This is a genomic window from Gloeocapsa sp. PCC 7428 (assembly GCF_000317555.1).
Taxonomy (GTDB): Bacteria; Cyanobacteriota; Cyanobacteriia; order Cyanobacteriales; family Chroococcidiopsidaceae; genus Chroogloeocystis.
Map to the genome: position 1 here is coordinate 1,257,476 of NC_019745.1, position 16,262 is coordinate 1,273,737.

The window sequence follows — 16,262 nt, forward strand, 5'->3', positions numbered from 1 at the left end:
AATTGGGAGTTAGGGAGTAGAAGCTATAACCTGATAACCTTGTCTGACTCAATAAAAAATTAATTTTTTGTTGAGAACAACGTGCCACTTTACACTAAGTTACTCTTGGCAACACGCTTATGGATCTCAAGTCCTTAATTCGTGATATTCCCGATTTTCCTAAACCTGGAATTTTATTTCGAGATATCACGACACTATTGCGCGATGCAGATGGCTTACGCTATACGGTTGATTCCCTAACAGAGAAATTTCAGGCTGCGGATTTGACAGCTAATTATGTTGTCGGGATGGAATCGCGGGGCTTTATTATTGGCGCACCTTTAGCTTATAAATTGGGTGCTGGCTTTATTCCAGTTCGTAAACCAGGAAAATTACCGTCCTCGGTTCATGCTGTCGAGTATCAACTCGAATACGGAATGGATCGGTTGGAGGTGCATCAAGACGCTTTGCAGCCAGGTAGCCCAGTGTTAATCGTTGACGATCTGCTGGCAACAGGGGGAACCGCAAGCGCAACTGCCAAATTAGTACAACAGATCGGCTGCAAGTTAATTGGCTTTGGGTTTATTATCGAGCTACGGGATTTACAAGGACGACAACAGTTGCCTGATGGTGTACCTGTCATCTCGCTGGTTGAATATTGATGGTAACGAGATTGTCTTGACTTCACTCAGGCTACGAGCGAACTGCGATTATGACTTCGAGTAAGGTTTCTGCGATTGCGAATTGGGGCTGGCTGAATCGGTTATTTGATAGCGAAACGGTTGTTTATGTGGTCAAGCGGCTACTACAGGCACTCCTGACGTTGTTACTCGCATCAGCACTTTCCTTTTTTATTATTCAGTTGGCTCCTGGCGATTATCTCGATACGCTAAGGCAAAATCCGCAAATTTCGCCCGAACGCATCGAGGAACTACGACAGCAGTTTGGTTTAGATCGCTCGTGGCTCGAGCAGTACGGACGTTGGCTGTGGCGGATCGTGACGCAAGGCGATTTTGGGACAAGTTTTGTTTATCAACGCTCGGTGGCTTCGTTATTGTGGGAGCGCATTGGCGCGACGTTGTTACTCGCGATCGCCTCGCTCGTTCTGACGTGGGCGATCGCCATTCCGCTGGGAATTGTAGCCGCAGTCAAACAAAATCATTGGAGCGATCGCTTGTTACAAGTTATCAGCTACACAGGACAAGGTTTTCCTAGCTTTATCACTGCGCTTTTACTTCTCATTTTTGCCCAAAATACTTCGCCCCTCTTCCCTGTGGGTGGAATGACAAGTATTAACCATGCTGACTTTTCGCCATTTGGCAGAATTTTGGATGTTGCTTGGCACATGATCCTCCCCACGATCGCATTAAGCATCACCAGTTTTGCGGGTTTGCAACGCATCACGCGGGGTGAGTTACTCGATGTTTTGCGACAAGACTACATTCAAACGGCCCGGGCTAAAGGCTTGCCAGAAAACCGCGTCATCTATGTTCATGCGTTACGCAATGCGGTGAACCCATTGATTACAATTCTCGGTTTTGAACTCGCTAGTTTATTGAGCGGTGCATTTATTGCCGAATTTTTCTTTAATTGGCCTGGTTTGGGGCGCTTAATTCTGCAAGCGGTTTTGGCGCAGGACTTGTATCTAGTCATGGCAAGCTTAACAATGGGCGCAGTGATGCTCATTGCCGGTAACTTGATTGCCGACCTACTGCTGAAAGCCGTAGATCCCAGAATTCGTTTAGAGAATATTAATTAAACCAAACTAGAGTCAGGAGTTAAAAATAATCTGAGATAGCTCCTGAGGTTTTCTGCTTATGTCACAAATATATTATTTAATCCGCTCCAGAGCCGATGGACGTTATCTTGTCGCTCATCCTCAAATTGCGACTGAAGCTACAAAAAAAGATGGCTATTTGTTAATGTTTCGCGAAGATTTTGACGCACTTAGCTATCTCAATACGCATGGTGCAGACGTAGCAGAGCAATTTGCTGTAGAATCAGTTGCTGGTAGTCAAGTTAAAAGCCTACTTCAAAGATGGGGTTTTGTCGGTGTCGGTATTGTGCAAGATCCTTTACTACCAAAAGTAGACTTTTTAACTCATTTTTAGGCTACAACTTGGTGATTAACATATCTATCTCGCTGTAGATGTATCTAAATGAACATTTCAAGATACAACTACAAGTAGTTGTATAGGATTCTGCTTAGTCTTATCCTGTTAATAACCTAGTAATGGTCAATTGCTATAACCAGGAGAAACTTGGTATGCGCTCTATTCGTTTCAAATTTTCTGCTTTGCGTCCAGTCCGTGTTTTGCTAGCTCTGTGTGCTTGTGTTTTTCTAGTTTTATCTAGTGCTACACCTGCTTTAAGTGGTACAGAGACTCCACAACCAAATGCTGCTCCATCCGCGCCCCAGCAAGGTGAGGCGAATCTGACAGCAATCGAAAAGGAAGCACAGAAAGCAGTTTTAGACGATCCCTATTCTCGTAAAGAAACGCAAGTTAAAGCCAATGAAGGTCTTAATGAAATTCAAGGCGCTGCTGACGCAGAAAAAATGAGTCGTCCAGACAACGCTCAGGCGACATCAGTTGAGGAAAATTCTAAGAGTTTCCTCGAAGCCTTGACTGGAAAGAAAAAGTAACCTTTGAGATTAGTTAGTTCTTAGTTGTTAATACTTCATAATAAAAGGGTAGAAATTTCTACCCTTTCTTTAATGTTGGTTAACGCAATAAAAAAGGGTTAACCTCACAATTCTTGGTCAACCCGCATACTTGGGAACGCGCTGTATAAGCTATTGCAATACCAATTTAACATTGGCATTTTGCAAACCACGCTGCTTAACTTCAGCTAAAGTTTTGTTAACAGCATACTTTTGGTTAATTGAGTTGATTAACTCAGTTTGATTGTGCTTCTTAGCAACGCCCCAAAGGTCAGCAATCAAATCGAACGAACCATCGCTATTGCGGGACCAACCAAGGTCATACTCACCTTCTAATACTGCAACTAAGTCGGCACGAACACGCTGACCATTGTATCCGCGTACATCGGCTTCAGTTTTGGTAGTAATACCCAAGTCGCGTAGAGAAGCCTTGAGGATTTCTACATCAGTAATTTTGGTGCGTAGGGTGCTAAAGTGAGACATTTTAGTTTCCTCCTAAAGGGAAAATTGAGAAAAACAACGTTTGGGATCAGATGGGACCGCGAGCCTTTTGGGAAGTTTGTATTCGCGGCTTTTGACTAAACTGCTAGCATTTGCTAGCCTTTGCTCCTGTTGGTAGCAGGAGAAAGCTTTTAAAACTCCATTCGCTGATACTCAGCAACGGAGGCTGCTGCGGGTCTGGCACGCTGCCTAGCCCAATCTCTGAGGGCTGTGACCTGTTCGGTCATGGTGCGCGATAGTGGCAACGTCGCTTTTATCGCAGCAATAATATCTAATTGCGTAAACTCGCGGTCTTGCGCAAAGGCTTCGTACATCGCAGCAACTAACGCTTGCTCGATTTCTGCACCTGAAAAGCCGTCAGCTACTTTGGCAAGTTGTTCAAGGTCAAATCGCGAAATGTCGCGTTTACGCTTGACAAGGTGGATTTGGAAGATTTCTTTACGCTCTTCAGCATTAGGAAGATCGACAAAGAAAATTTCATCAAAACGACCTTTTCTTAAAAATTCACCAGGTAGACGTTCCACTCGGTTAGCGGTTGCCATGACAAACACTGGAGAAGTTTTTTCTTGCATCCAGGTTAAGAACGAACCAAAAATTCGACTTGATGTTCCGCCGTCTGAATCAGCAGATCCGGTACCACCCGCGAAGGCTTTATCGAGTTCGTCTATGAAGAGAATTGCTGGCGAAATCGATTCTGCTGTCTTTAAGGCATTGCGTAAGTTAGCTTCGGATCGACCTACCATCGAGCCGTCATAGACTCTACCCATATCGAGGCGGAGTAGTGGTAAACCCCAAAGTCGAGATGTTGTTTTAGCAATGAGTGACTTACCGCAACCAGGGACACCAAGAATCAACATTCCTTTCGGTTGAGGGAGTCCGTACTCGCGCGCTCTTTCGGTAAAGGCGTTTGAGCGTTGTTTTAGCCAACGTTTGAGTTCTTCTAAGCCACCAACAGCCTCTAGCGTTTCGTCTTCCTCGATAAATTCTAAAATACCGTTACGGCGAATTAACTGCTTTTTCTCTGATAAAACGATATCTACTTCGTTCTCGGTCAGTTGACCTTTGGTATAAACTTGAGCCTTACGGTAAACTTTCTCGGCTTCGTCGCGCGTTAAACCCAAAGCCGCTTTGAGAAGTTTTTCTCTTGCCTCGGTACTTAACCGCCGGTTTCGGCTTTGCTCTAACTGCCGAGATAGCACGTCGTTAAGCTCGGTCATGTCGGGGAGCGCAAAGTCAAGAACGACGACTTCTTTTTCTAACTCGATGGGGATTTGCTGTAATGGCGACATCAAAATTATGGTTTTCTGCGTGCCCTTGAAGCTAGCGATCGCATCTCTTAACCATCGTGTTGTTGCGGGCGAATCGATAAAAGGATGTAAATCTTTGAAAATAAATATGCTTGCTTCGCGTTGGCGAATGACCCATTCGATCGCGGCTTCTGGCGATACGGTATTGTGTTGCGTAATATTCCGGGGTTGACCATACTCAACAATACCGTGGGTAACAGTCCAGACAAAGATTCGCCGTTGGGGTCGCGTTTGGGCGATCATCGATATTGCCTGCTCAGCCCGTTCTTCCTCGGAGGTCACAAGGTAGATTAGAGGGTATTGAGCTTGTATTAAGACGTTTAGCTCTTCTTTCATTGCCGACGACCTACTTGGAACCTTAGTTGATGCAGACAGACTTTTGATAAAAATTCGTACTAGGATTGAATTCTTAGCAAGGAACTAATTCTTCGCCCTGCGGACTCGTTCCTACTTGAGGAACCTGTTCTACGGGGACTTCTTCCCGAACTCCAGGTTGTTCGCCTACTGGAACCATTTCTCCGTCTCGCATTACAAGCGCCGTTTCACATTCAGGGCAGTTGTATAAGCGATGGTTTCTACCGTGGTTTGCTTCTGTTTCTTCTACTACTTCAGAATGATTGAGATAGAAGATCAGAGCTTTTTCGGCGATGTCGGACATTGGTTCTGAATCGATTGCGGCTCGAATTTTGAGTTTTCGATGCAATTCTGGCGACAAATACAAAGTAACTTTTTGCTTAGCTTGCATATAACTTTTGAGTGGTCTTACCCGGGTATGCATATTACGTTATCGACTCTACCATTAGTTGTCAAGACTGCAAAGCGTTTTGACGTCAATAATGTTACATATCTTAATATTTAACGCGAAGGAAATAGCTAGGGTAAAAGTTAAGAATTCGGTGTCAGAAAGTTTGCTAAGCTTAAGCATTCTCACATCGAGCTACGATTCCTAAGCTCTAAATGTAGGGGTGACGCTAGTTACGGTGGTGGAGCGCATACCTCCACAACACAGTAGCTGCACAAGTTGAGAGACCTATTTGCGTAATAGCGCTTTCTCATCCTGGTGATGACTTCTACATTTAGTGGTTTATAGGGGTCACAAACCTGATAGATTTAGCGAAGATCAGCGAGTTAGCACAGTTTGAAGATGAAAGTCCTGGTTATTGGTGGCGATGGCTATTGCGGTTGGGCAACCGCACTGTACCTTTCTAATCAAGGGTACGAAGTTGGCATTCTAGATAGCTTGGTACGGCGGTACTGGGATCTGGAATTAGGCGTAGAAACATTAACTCCGATTGCGCCGATCAAACAAAGACTACAGCGATGGCACGATTTGACGGGAAAATCCATCGACCTATTTGTCGGTGATATTAACAATTACGATTTTCTGAATCAGGCGCTACATAAGTTTGAACCAGATGCGATCGTTCATTTTGGCGAACAGCGATCGGCTCCATTTTCGATGATTGACCGCGAACACGCCGTTTTGACCCAAGTCAACAATGTTGTCGGAACATTAAATTTGTTGTACGCGATGCGCGAGTTTCCTGACTGTCACTTGGTGAAGTTAGGAACGATGGGTGAATACGGTACGCCTAACATCGATATTGAAGAAGGCTATATCACGATTGAACACAATGGACGCAAAGACACACTACCTTATCCAAAACAGCCAGGTAGTATGTATCATCTCAGCAAGGTCCATGATAGCCACAATATTCACTTTGCGTGTCGCATTTGGGGCTTGCGCGCAACCGACTTAAACCAAGGTGTTGTTTATGGCGTGTTGACCGAAGAAACAGGGATGGATGAGTTACTGATTAACCGCTTAGACTACGACGGTATTTTTGGCACCGCGCTTAACCGTTTTTGTATTCAAGCCGCCATTGGTCATCCGCTGACAGTTTATGGTCAAGGAGGTCAAACGCGGGGCTTTTTAGATATCCGCGATACAGTACGGTGTGTGGAACTCGCGATCGCAAATCCGGCACAACCTGGAGAATTTCGCGTATTTAACCAGTTCACCGAACAATTTAGTGTTGGTGACTTAGCGTTAATGGTGAAAAAAGCGGGACAATCGTTAGGACTGAGCGTCGAAATCAACAACATTGATAATCCGAGAATCGAGAAAGAAGAACATTACTTCAACGCCAAAAACACGAATTTACTCAACTTAGGATTACAGCCGCATTATCTTTCAGAAGCATTGCTTGATTCGTTACTTAACTTTGCGGTCAAGTATCAGCATCGCGTCGATCACAACCAAATTCTGCCAAAAGTTTCTTGGCGGAGATAGTCAGGAGTTAATCGTCAGTGGTCAGTAGTAACTTATCGCTGACAACTGACAGCCAAAAAATAACAACTGACAACCTACAACCTATGCGAATCGCCTTATTTACAGAAACCTTTTTACCCAAGGTCGATGGTATTGTCACGCGCTTAAGTCATACCATCGACCATCTCCAGCGTAACGGCAATCAAGTCATGGTATTTGCCCCCGAGGGCGGAATTGCGGAATACAAAGGCGCGAAAGTTCATGGTATCTCAGGCTTTCCCTTGCCACTGTATCCAGAGTTGAAATTAGCACTGCCTCGACCCGCGATTGGTCATGCGCTAGAGAACTTTCAGCCAGATATTATTCATGTTGTGAATCCAGCCGTTTTAGGCTTAGCTGGGTTGTTTTATGGCAAAGCGCTCAAAATTCCCTTAGTCGCTTCTTACCACACGCATTTGCCACAATATCTACAGCACTATGGCTTGGGAATGCTAGAAGGCTTGCTGTGGGAATTGCTCAAGACGGGGCACAACCAAGCAGAAATTAATTTATGTACTTCAACTGCGATGATGCAGGAGCTAGCTGCACATGGTATTGAACGCATAGCATTGTGGCAGCGGGGTGTCGATACAGAATTATTTCATCCTGACCAAGCAAGTAGAGAAATGCGATCGCACCTCAGCCAAGGTCATCCTGACAGTCCACTACTACTTTATGTCGGGCGTTTGTCGGCAGAAAAAGAAATTGAGCGGATCAAAGCAATCTTGACAGCAATTCCTGAAGCCCGTTTAGCATTAGTTGGTGATGGACCACACCGCACTGCATTAGAGAAGCATTTTGCTCAAACACCAACGCATTTTGTGGGTTATCTGACTGGCAAAGATTTAGCAGCGGCGTTTGCTTCAGCAGACGCGTTTATTTTTCCTTCGCGGACAGAAACGCTAGGATTAGTACTACTAGAAGCTATGGCAGCAGGTTGTCCGGTTGTGGCAGCCAATTCAGGTGGTATTCCCGATATTGTGACTTCCGGCGTCAACGGTTATTTATTCGTGCCTGATGCGGATGATGCAGGCGCGATCGCGGCTACAAGACACCTATTAGAACAAACACAAGAGCGAGAAACCATTCGGCAAAATGCCCGTAAAGAGGCAGAACGTTGGGGCTGGGGAGCAGCGACGCGCCAGCTACAAGACTACTATGCGAGCGTGTCGTCGCGGAAGTTAGCTAGCGTAACCCGCTAAGCCAAAATTCGCCTACGCTGGCGGATTCTCGTCATCCTCTTGAAAGGGGCTTTCTCCAATACCCAGTTGCTTTTTCGTGCGTTTGAGATCCTTCCAAAGCGCATGAATTTGCTTATAAGACTCCTCAGGAGATAGTTTCCCAGCCGTTTCTAGATTACATATGTAGCTGACGCGCTGGGCAAACTCTTGTAGGTTGGCATTGAAAACCAGGTTCTCTGGCTTAACTTTGCCATAGTAGCGACTGCGCGGATAGAGAAATTCGGATTGATTCGCCATCGCAGATCCAGTTTTATGAAACGCCCTTATTGATCTAACACCAAGCAATATAAACAGCAATACGTATTTTGCCGACAACTTTTAAGATGGCGGCTACCACTTGTAGTTAGATTTTAATCGATTCTATCTAGTGTATCGTTGATTTGTTAACCTTTACTTAACCAACACTTAACTTCACTTTAGCGTGGCGGCTGAAGTCGCAGCTTGAAAACGAAATCCACCTACGTGGACTTAATAGAAGAATGAGCGTTGTAAAAATTGTTAAGGTTAAGTGTCAGGGTTAAGAAAATCACCCTAATCTCTTCTTCATTACTCCTCATCAAGTAAAACCGAGTCTTGCAGGTGTTGCGGGGGAATAGCCGCAATAATTGCATCAAGAACTTTCGCCACAGGAATAATTTCCAAATTGACATCGGGGAGGTTTTGCCCTTTGGGAACGATCGCGCGTTTGAAACCCAGTTTAGCGGCTTCTTTGAGGCGGAGTTCCATTTGTGAAACGGCTCGTAATTGCCCACCCAAGCCAACCTCACCGATTAAAACTGTCCCTGGATCGACGACGCGATCGCGAAACGAGGCGACGACAGCGATCGCCACACCAAGATCTACAGCGGGTTCTTCAACACTCAAACCACCCGCAGATGCAACGTAGCTGTCTAGCTTAGATAGCGGAATACCGACACGTTTTTCTAAAACGGCAAGAATTTGTAACAAACGGTTGTAATCGACACCTGTTGTCGATCGGCGCGGGGAAGCATAGCTTGTGGGACTTACCAAAGCTTGCAACTCGACAACAATCGGGCGCGTTCCTTCGCACGCGACAACGATCGCGGTGCCTGGTGCAGGTTCATCACGATTTCCTAAAAATAACTCAGATGGATTCGGAACTTCGCGTAAACCACGATCGATCATTTCAAAGATGCCGATTTCATGCGTTGCACCAAAGCGATTTTTAACAGTTCTTAAAAGTCGATGCGAGGCGAAGCGATCGCCTTCAAAATACAAAACAGTATCGACTAAATGTTCTAAAACTTTAGGTCCTGCTATTGCTCCTTCTTTAGTGACATGACCCACAATTAACATTGTCACGTCGTCGCGTTTTGCGACTTGCATCAAAGCTGCGGTACATTCGCGTACTTGTGCAACTGAACCTGGTGCTGAAGTGAGTGCGGGAAAATAAACTGTTTGAATGCTATCGATGACAGCAACATTCGGTTTAAGTGAGTCAATTTCTCTTAAAATTTCTTCAAGATCTGTCTCAGGTAAAACATATAAATCGGCACCAACAGCGATTTCAGTTGCCGCAGAATTAGGCTGTGGTAAATTAATATTTGCCTCGTCGTTATTTGAGTCATTGACTGGTTTCGCAACTCCTAAACGCGAAGCGCGCAGCTTTACTTGTTGTCCTGATTCTTCGCCGCAAACATAAAGTATGCGATATTTTTGTGCGAGTTGATTAGAAACTTGCAACAAGAGAGTTGATTTCCCAATTCCAGGATCGCCGCCGATGAGTACTAAAGACCCAGGAACAATACCGCCGCCCAAAACTCGGTCGAGTTCGCCATAGCCAGAAACCCAACGCATTACTTGGCGATCGCTAATTTGGGCAAAGGTGAGCGAAGCTCTTGGTTTCGCTGGTTTAGCTGCCGATTTATTATTACTTCGTGCAAGTTGTAAGCCACCACGACTGGGTAAAGTTGCTGATGTTGTAGACTCGATTTGTTCTTCTAAAGAATTATAAGTTCCGCAGGCGGGGCACTTGCCAAACCACTGCGGAGACTCTGCACCACATTCATTGCATACGTAATAAGTTCGAGGCTTTGGCATTGGCTATTTGTTAATTGTTAAAATATGTTTAGAGTGAAAGTTTAAAAAAGTTTGAAATCAATTTTTGGTGAAGATTTCGATATTTTTTAATACACAAATCAGCTAAAATTTTAAATTAATGGTACTAAAAATTAAGTTTCATAAAATCCAATTAAGGAGCGCGAAGAAGATTGGAAAGTCATAAAGAAAAAATCTTAGTAGTAGATGACGAAGCAAGCATACGTCGTATTTTAGAAACCCGACTGTCAATGATTGGTTATGACGTTGTTACCGCAGCTGACGGGGAAGAAGCACTCGACACATTTCGGAAAGCGCAACCCGATTTAGTTGTACTTGACGTCATGATGCCAAAGCTAGACGGCTACGGAGTTTGTCAAGAGCTACGTAAAGAATCAGACGTCCCAATCATTATGCTAACAGCCCTGGGAGATGTCGCAGATCGCATTACAGGTTTAGAACTCGGTGCGGATGATTACGTCGTCAAACCGTTTTCGCCTAAAGAACTCGAAGCACGAATTCGTTCGGTATTGCGGCGAGTAGATAAAACGGGCGTGACAGGAATTCCGAGTTCTGGCGTGATTCACGTCGGACAATTGCGGATAGATACAAACAAACGGCAAGTTTACAAAGGAGATGAGCGGATTCGATTAACCGGAATGGAGTTTAGTTTGCTTGAGTTACTCGTAAGTCGTTCAGGCGAGGCTTTCTCACGCTCAGAGATTCTCCAAGAAGTGTGGGGTTACACCCCTGAAAGACACGTCGATACTCGCGTAGTAGATGTTCACATTTCGCGGTTGCGTGCAAAACTAGAAGACGATCCGAGTAATCCAGAACTTATTTTGACCGCGAGAGGTACAGGGTATTTGTTTCAACGCATTATAGAACCAGGCGAGGAGTAACGTAAAAACTTAATTGCTCATTGCTAAACGATGGCTAAATCAGACCAAAATCAATTCTTCCGGCTGTTACCAATTGTTGTAGGTGCGCTAGGAGGAACATTACTTCTGCTTAACCGTTTGTTGACACCAGAATTGACGGGTTCACAGGCGCGAGCAGATGCGCTAGGGATTATGCTAAGCGCAATATTAATTTTGACAGGTTTGCTGTGGCAGCGAATTACACCGCGATCGCCCGATACCGTCAGTTTAGTCGGGCAAGAAGGTTTTGAGATTGCACCATTGCCAGAGCCAGCAAAAACAGAACTAGCTTGGGCATCGCACTTACTGTTAACAAATACCGCAACGCGATCGCTAGTCGTATTCTACCAAGGTAAAGTATTGCTGCGGCGGGGTATTTTGGGTCAACAACCAGAAGTCAAACCAGGGGCAATTTTGCAACGCGTGCTAGAAAAGCACAAACCTGTTTACTTAGTAGACTTAAAAATATACCCAGGACGGATTGAATTTGACTACTTGCCAGAGAATACTCAAGGTGTAATAGTACAACCAATTGGTCAAGAGGGGGCGTTGATTTTAGCAGCTAATGCACCACGTAGCTATACTAAGCAAGACGAAAATTGGATCGCTGGAATTGCTGATAAGTTAAGTGTCACGCTCAAGAACTCTACAAATGTTGCTCCTGTCTCTGGATAAAGCTTTATGTTGTTAACGCTGTATTGGGTGCTAGTTGCCCTGATGATTGTTGGTGTCATTGGCGCTGTGGTTCCAGGAATCCCTGGAACCAGTTTAATTTTAATCGCCATTATTATTTGGGGGGTTCTCCAAGGCTCGTTGAGTAGTATTGCTGTCCCACTCACTGTTGCGATCGTTGTCTTGCTTGCGAGTATCGGAATTGATTTTCTAGCAAGTTACTGGGGTGCGAAACGTGCTGGTGCAAGTAAATGGGGACAAATAGGCGCAATTGTCGGTTTAATCTTAGGCTTTTTAGGCTTATTACCAACTTTACCCTTTGGTGGACCTTTACTCGGTATTCTCCTCGGACCATTCCTTGGAGCAATTATAGGAGAATATCTTTATCAGCGTAATTGGCAACTAGCCGTCAAAGCTGGAGTAGGAATTGTCGTCGGTTCTTTGATAGGCAATTTAATTCAGGGAGCGTTAGCAATTGTTACTTTAAGTGTTTTTGTATTAACAACTTGGTCGCAAATTGTTGGCATCTAAATCATGTTTTAGAAAAGCATGAGTGTTGTTGATGAATTCTACAAGCTAGCTTCTCGCTTAGCAGTACTTCTAAAAATATAAATTCCCCGTTCTGATGGATATTACTATTTTCAATAACGTATTTATTGATTCAACAGAAACGTTATAGTTAAGTTAGTCATGGTATTTAGTTGCATTTAACGGGTTTTAATCGAACTTGAAGATGACGAGTGAGTACGTGACATTCACCTTGAGTTACCTCGACTTTCTCTAAGACAGAAGTTTCATAACCATCGCTTGATGTGGATACGGTATAGACTCCAGGACGTTCAAACACTCCTCCATATATAAATTGTCCTGTTGGTGTTACACCGCTAAGTTGAAGTTCCTCTTGGAAGTTCTGCTTTTGGACAACAACTTTAGCTTCTAGTGGTAAATTTGTTTGAGCATCAGAAATTGTTACTGTAATTGCAGGTTCTATGCTAGGAGTGCAAAAAGTCATAGTGTCAGGTTCAGGAGATTGAGCAGATACAAAAACTATTCCAAGAAGAGATAGCGAGCTTAAATATCTGTCCACGATCGCAGTCCTCTCCTATTAAATCTTTTCATGTAGAACTGTTAACTGGCAGTCATCTAATTGTAAAATAAAAAATTCTAAAAACGGGTATCAAAGTTTTTGCTGTTATGTAGTCTCTTCTCTTAAGTTTTCCTGGTTTCTAACCCCTGCTATCCTATACAAATATGGAACGACCGGAATAGAGATTTGCTAAGTCAGCACTACGCTGGAGTGCTACTGCACGACGCACAGCAGCATCTGCATTGACTAATCCGTGACCAAAAGTATTATCTCGTCCCTCTGCTCCTAAATCCATTGCTGTATCGATTAAAATCTGACGTACTTGCCCTCCTGTCAAGCTGGAATTAACACTCCACACCAAGGAAGCAATTCCAGCTACGTTAGGATTAGCGCCAGAGGTTCCGCCAAAAAAGCGCATATTACCGAATTTATCAATCGCTGGAGAATCGGTTGCTGCTACTAATGTTAAATTAGAACCACGGTTAGAGTAACTAGCAAGATTGACAGAAGAAGCATTAGTCAAGCCATCTACCCTCGTTGTAGCACTTGTGTTCCGTAGTGCGCCAACTGACATAACATTGTCATGCGTTGTTTCTAATTGCGCAACACCACTAACGCTTGTTAAGTAATTAGGATCGGAAAGATTGCCATTAGGACCACCATTACCGGCTGCGATCGCAAAAATAGCAATGTCAGAGTTATCTCGAATTAACTGTTCAAGTTGTTCGCGCGTTCCACCACTATTAAACCAATCACCTTGAATTCCGCCTTGGAAAACAACTCGTTGATTTCTAGCTCGTGCATAGCTAATAGTATCTTGAATCGCTTGCTGTAGAGATACACCTCTGTATACGTCATTCACGTACACATTGCTGTTCCAGTTAATTCCTGAGATACCAGAGGAATTATTGGCAGTCGAAGACATGATACTAATTGCAGAATGTCCATGTCCGTAGTTATTAAAGTTGTCATCATCACTAGGATCAGTAATCAAGCGATCTATTGCAATATCAACAATATCTCCGCTCGCACCGGCTGCTGTTAAAATTCCTGTATCTAAAGAAGCTAGTAAGACATTACTAGTCCCTTGAGTAAAGCGCCATGCGCTACCAACATCAGATATATGTAAGTTCCATTGAGAACCGAAGAAAGTATCGTTAGTGCGTACTTGCAACTCAAAGATTGAGGAGTCTAAAAAGCGCAATCTTTCAATACCTTGTAAGTAAATTTCTCGACCATCAGCAAGATTTATATAGTCGAATGCTGTACCTCCAAAAATTGCTTGGTTAGCAGTTGAGCCTGACAACGGATTAAAATCGGCGAGGCTTATGCCATTGATACTAGTAATACTAGAAGGAGAAATTCCAGATAAGTTTAACGTATCTGTACCCCCGCGTCCAATAATGACTGCACCTATCCCCAAGTCTGCTGTATAGTCGATAGTCTCACCCTTAAAAGAGCCATTAATTCGGTTCCAAGATAGTACATTTATGGCTTGAGAAGCAGAAGCAAACTCTTGACCGTCAGTAGTACGAGCTACTGCACGCAGTTGATAACTATCTCCAGTAAAATTGGAAAAGCTAGCGAGATTAATTAACTCATTCGATAAGTTAGCTTGATTCCAAGTTCCCAGAGTTGATACAACACCATTGCCTTTTAGGGCTTCTAGACGTACATCTAATAAAGAAAAAACGTTGTCTAAATTATAGTTGAGACGTAAAGCTCCACTTTCAAAGACGCTATTTAAAGTATTGTCTCCCGAAGCATCAAATACACTAAATTTAGTAAAGATAGGATGAATACTTGTCGTAGCTAATGGATCGCTAGTACTGTCATTCGATAGGTAACTTGTGATATGTGGGTAATTATTAAAAGCTGAGTATGTGCTTTCTTGAATTTCCTGGTCTGTAATTATCTGAGTTAATAAATTATCTTGGGAAGAGCTTAGATATGTCGGAGCAGGTAAGTTAGAAACATCAGGAGAACAAGTTGCTGAGTTACTCGATCCGTTGTTTCTGTTTATTACTGGTTCAGTAAGTTCTGAAGTTGTATTGTGCGGTACGCCTGATGAGTTTGGTTCTGAAGCTAGGGAAGTATTAAATATATTTGAACTAAAGCTTTCTAGTAGCTTTAAATTGTACGACATATTTTTCAGATAGGTAAATCAATTCTCAAATTTCTAATAATTTGAGGCACGAAAGATTTAGCAGACTTGTATATCTGCTTGATGAAATTAGAACTAGCAGAATTAAATCCTTGTAAGCTTGGCTTAATAAGTTATTGAATTTTTCACTTTATTTTGCTAAACAAGGAGATTTTAGTGATTCTATACATAGAATTACTAGTAATTTAGCAAGCATTTTGCGGATAAAAATAAAACATTATTGAGTTTTTATCTAAATTCTTTAAAGATTTGATTAAGAAAATATCTCTAACAAATAAATAATTTATATTTATTCTTGAGCGGAATATTAGCTATTTGTAATTGATTATCATTTTCATTATTAAACTGCGTGGCATTAGTTGGGAAAAGAGTATTTATGCAAGAGATGAACCTTTACCCTACAACACATACCACGCAGATTCGAGCCTGAATACGATCGCGAATTTATTCGCTACTAGATGAACTCTATCCGCCTCCGTGGACTTACGCATAAAACTATTACGTAGTACGACGGAGAAATAATTGCAGTAGATCGCCAACTTTTTCTGACCAATGCTCTTGCGGATAGTGTCCGGCTTCAGGTATTTGAACGAGTTCGACGTTTTTTAAAGACTCGACTGCGTTTTGTGTATCAGTAATCGAGAGCCAAGGATCTTTTATGCCCCAGATAACCATTGTTGGCTGATGCCACTCGCGCAAGCCTGAGTCGATTTCTGCAAGTGATTGTTGAAGTTGGAGATTACGTACAGTAGCTAAAAGCGATCGCCCTGCTGCTGAACTTGTCAGAAAAGGCTTGCGGTAAATATTCAATTCTTGTTCGCTGATTTGATAACGGCTGCCAGTTTCTAGCGTACGGTCAACCAACAGTGGGTCTTGCGTGAGCATATCACCCATAAAGGGTAATCCGAGTTGTTTCAGCCTCCAAGGGAGTTTAGCGTTAGGAGAAATTGGTGCATTAAGAATCGCTAAGCGTTCAATTTGCTGGGGATTGCGTAAAGCGTATTGCAAACCAACCGAACCCAAAAACCCTTGAACAACTAAGGAAAACCGCGAAATTTCTAGGGCTTGGATAAATTCGGCAAATGCAGTGATAAAAGCATCAGGCGTGTAGGCGAAATCTCGTTTATCAGGCTTAGCAGAAAAGCCACATCCAATCCAATCGGGGGCGATCGCCCGAAATCCTCTTTCGGCAAGAGTTGGCATAATTGCCGTCCAACTGTAGCTTTGGGCAGGAATACCATGAAGTAAAACAACAGGTGGCTTATCTACACTTTGAATAGGTTTATTTTCACGATAAAACCACTCCAATTTGCCTACTGTAATTTGATTTTCGGTATTCACGACACCTGACCCTTGCTAC

General features: G+C 43.4%; 17 protein-coding genes. 9 read left to right on the top strand and 8 right to left on the bottom strand.

Annotated features, from left to right (window positions below; genetic code table 11):
* The first annotated feature begins 119 nt into the window (after positions 1 to 119).
* The 4 genes from GLO7428_RS05595 to GLO7428_RS05610 all read left to right on the top strand — a co-directional run bounded on the left by GLO7428_RS05595 (position 120) and on the right by GLO7428_RS05610 (position 2,623).
* Positions 120 to 641 carry an adenine phosphoribosyltransferase gene (locus GLO7428_RS05595; protein ID WP_015187591.1) on the top strand — a complete coding sequence of 174 codons (522 nt, stop codon included), beginning with the start codon at positions 120 to 122 and terminating at the stop codon, positions 639 to 641.
* A 50-nt stretch (positions 642 to 691) separates the two neighbouring features.
* On the top strand, positions 692 to 1,738 hold the full coding sequence (locus GLO7428_RS05600; RefSeq protein WP_015187592.1) for an ABC transporter permease: 1,047 nt from the start codon (positions 692 to 694) through the stop codon (positions 1,736 to 1,738).
* A gap of 58 nt (positions 1,739 to 1,796) precedes the next feature.
* Positions 1,797 to 2,090 carry a hypothetical protein gene (locus tag GLO7428_RS05605; RefSeq protein WP_015187593.1) on the top strand — a complete coding sequence of 98 codons (294 nt, stop codon included), beginning with the start codon at positions 1,797 to 1,799 and terminating at the stop codon, positions 2,088 to 2,090.
* Positions 2,091 to 2,245: 155 nt separating this feature from the next.
* The gene (locus GLO7428_RS05610) at positions 2,246 to 2,623 is read left to right on the top strand and encodes a low temperature-induced protein (RefSeq protein WP_015187594.1); all 378 of its coding nucleotides are present in this window, start codon (positions 2,246 to 2,248) and stop codon (positions 2,621 to 2,623) included.
* Between the two features lie 150 nt (positions 2,624 to 2,773).
* On the opposite strand, the gene GLO7428_RS05615 is transcribed toward GLO7428_RS05610, so the two are convergent.
* From GLO7428_RS05615 to GLO7428_RS05625, 3 genes are all read right to left on the bottom strand, one after another.
* Complete coding sequence (locus GLO7428_RS05615) at positions 2,774 to 3,124, bottom strand: DUF1257 domain-containing protein (protein WP_015187595.1); 351 nt, start codon at positions 3,122 to 3,124, stop codon at positions 2,774 to 2,776.
* A gap of 149 nt (positions 3,125 to 3,273) precedes the next feature.
* Complete coding sequence (locus tag GLO7428_RS05620) at positions 3,274 to 4,785, bottom strand: AAA family ATPase (RefSeq protein ID WP_015187596.1); 1,512 nt, start codon at positions 4,783 to 4,785, stop codon at positions 3,274 to 3,276.
* A gap of 73 nt (positions 4,786 to 4,858) precedes the next feature.
* Entirely contained in the window at positions 4,859 to 5,194 is a 336-nt protein-coding gene (locus GLO7428_RS05625) for a hypothetical protein (RefSeq protein ID WP_015187597.1), read from the bottom strand.
* A gap of 399 nt (positions 5,195 to 5,593) precedes the next feature.
* Between GLO7428_RS05625 and GLO7428_RS05630 the strand changes: the two genes are divergently transcribed.
* A complete protein-coding gene (locus GLO7428_RS05630) occupies positions 5,594 to 6,742 on the top strand; it encodes a UDP-sulfoquinovose synthase (RefSeq protein ID WP_015187598.1) in 1,149 nt (382 codons plus the stop codon).
* A gap of 83 nt (positions 6,743 to 6,825) precedes the next feature.
* Positions 6,826 to 7,962 (top strand): glycosyltransferase family 1 protein, encoded by a 1,137-nt coding sequence (locus GLO7428_RS05635; protein WP_041918928.1) that lies wholly within the window; start codon positions 6,826 to 6,828, stop codon positions 7,960 to 7,962.
* A gap of 12 nt (positions 7,963 to 7,974) precedes the next feature.
* Here GLO7428_RS05635 and GLO7428_RS05640 read toward each other — a convergent pair whose 3' ends face one another.
* Positions 7,975 to 8,238 (bottom strand): hypothetical protein, encoded by a 264-nt coding sequence (locus tag GLO7428_RS05640; RefSeq protein ID WP_015187600.1) that lies wholly within the window; start codon positions 8,236 to 8,238, stop codon positions 7,975 to 7,977.
* A 309-nt stretch (positions 8,239 to 8,547) separates the two neighbouring features.
* Entirely contained in the window at positions 8,548 to 10,062 is a 1,515-nt protein-coding gene (gene radA, locus GLO7428_RS05645; RefSeq protein ID WP_015187601.1) for a DNA repair protein RadA, read from the bottom strand.
* A gap of 170 nt (positions 10,063 to 10,232) precedes the next feature.
* Here radA and rpaB point away from each other — a divergent pair, with 170 nt between their 5' ends.
* From rpaB to GLO7428_RS05660, 3 genes are read left to right on the top strand one after another with little or no spacing between them, the layout of a single operon-like run.
* Complete coding sequence (gene rpaB, locus GLO7428_RS05650) at positions 10,233 to 10,961, top strand: response regulator transcription factor RpaB (RefSeq protein ID WP_015187602.1); 729 nt, start codon at positions 10,233 to 10,235, stop codon at positions 10,959 to 10,961.
* A gap of 30 nt (positions 10,962 to 10,991) precedes the next feature.
* Complete coding sequence (locus tag GLO7428_RS05655) at positions 10,992 to 11,654, top strand: cofactor assembly of complex C subunit B (RefSeq protein WP_015187603.1); 663 nt, start codon at positions 10,992 to 10,994, stop codon at positions 11,652 to 11,654.
* A 6-nt stretch (positions 11,655 to 11,660) separates the two neighbouring features.
* Complete coding sequence (locus GLO7428_RS05660; protein ID WP_015187604.1) at positions 11,661 to 12,182, top strand: DUF456 domain-containing protein; 522 nt, start codon at positions 11,661 to 11,663, stop codon at positions 12,180 to 12,182.
* Between the two features lie 166 nt (positions 12,183 to 12,348).
* On the opposite strand, the gene GLO7428_RS05665 is transcribed toward GLO7428_RS05660, so the two are convergent.
* The 3 genes from GLO7428_RS05665 to GLO7428_RS05675 form a co-directional block, all read right to left on the bottom strand.
* Entirely contained in the window at positions 12,349 to 12,663 is a 315-nt protein-coding gene (locus tag GLO7428_RS05665; RefSeq protein ID WP_041918519.1) for a carboxypeptidase-like regulatory domain-containing protein, read from the bottom strand.
* 229 nt (positions 12,664 to 12,892) lie between these two features.
* Positions 12,893 to 14,884: a S8 family serine peptidase gene (locus GLO7428_RS05670; RefSeq protein ID WP_015187606.1), complete on the bottom strand. Its 1,992-nt coding sequence runs from the start codon at positions 14,882 to 14,884 to the stop codon at positions 12,893 to 12,895.
* A 516-nt stretch (positions 14,885 to 15,400) separates the two neighbouring features.
* Entirely contained in the window at positions 15,401 to 16,243 is an 843-nt protein-coding gene (locus GLO7428_RS05675; protein ID WP_015187607.1) for an alpha/beta fold hydrolase, read from the bottom strand.
* Between the last annotated feature and the right edge of the window lie 19 nt (positions 16,244 to 16,262).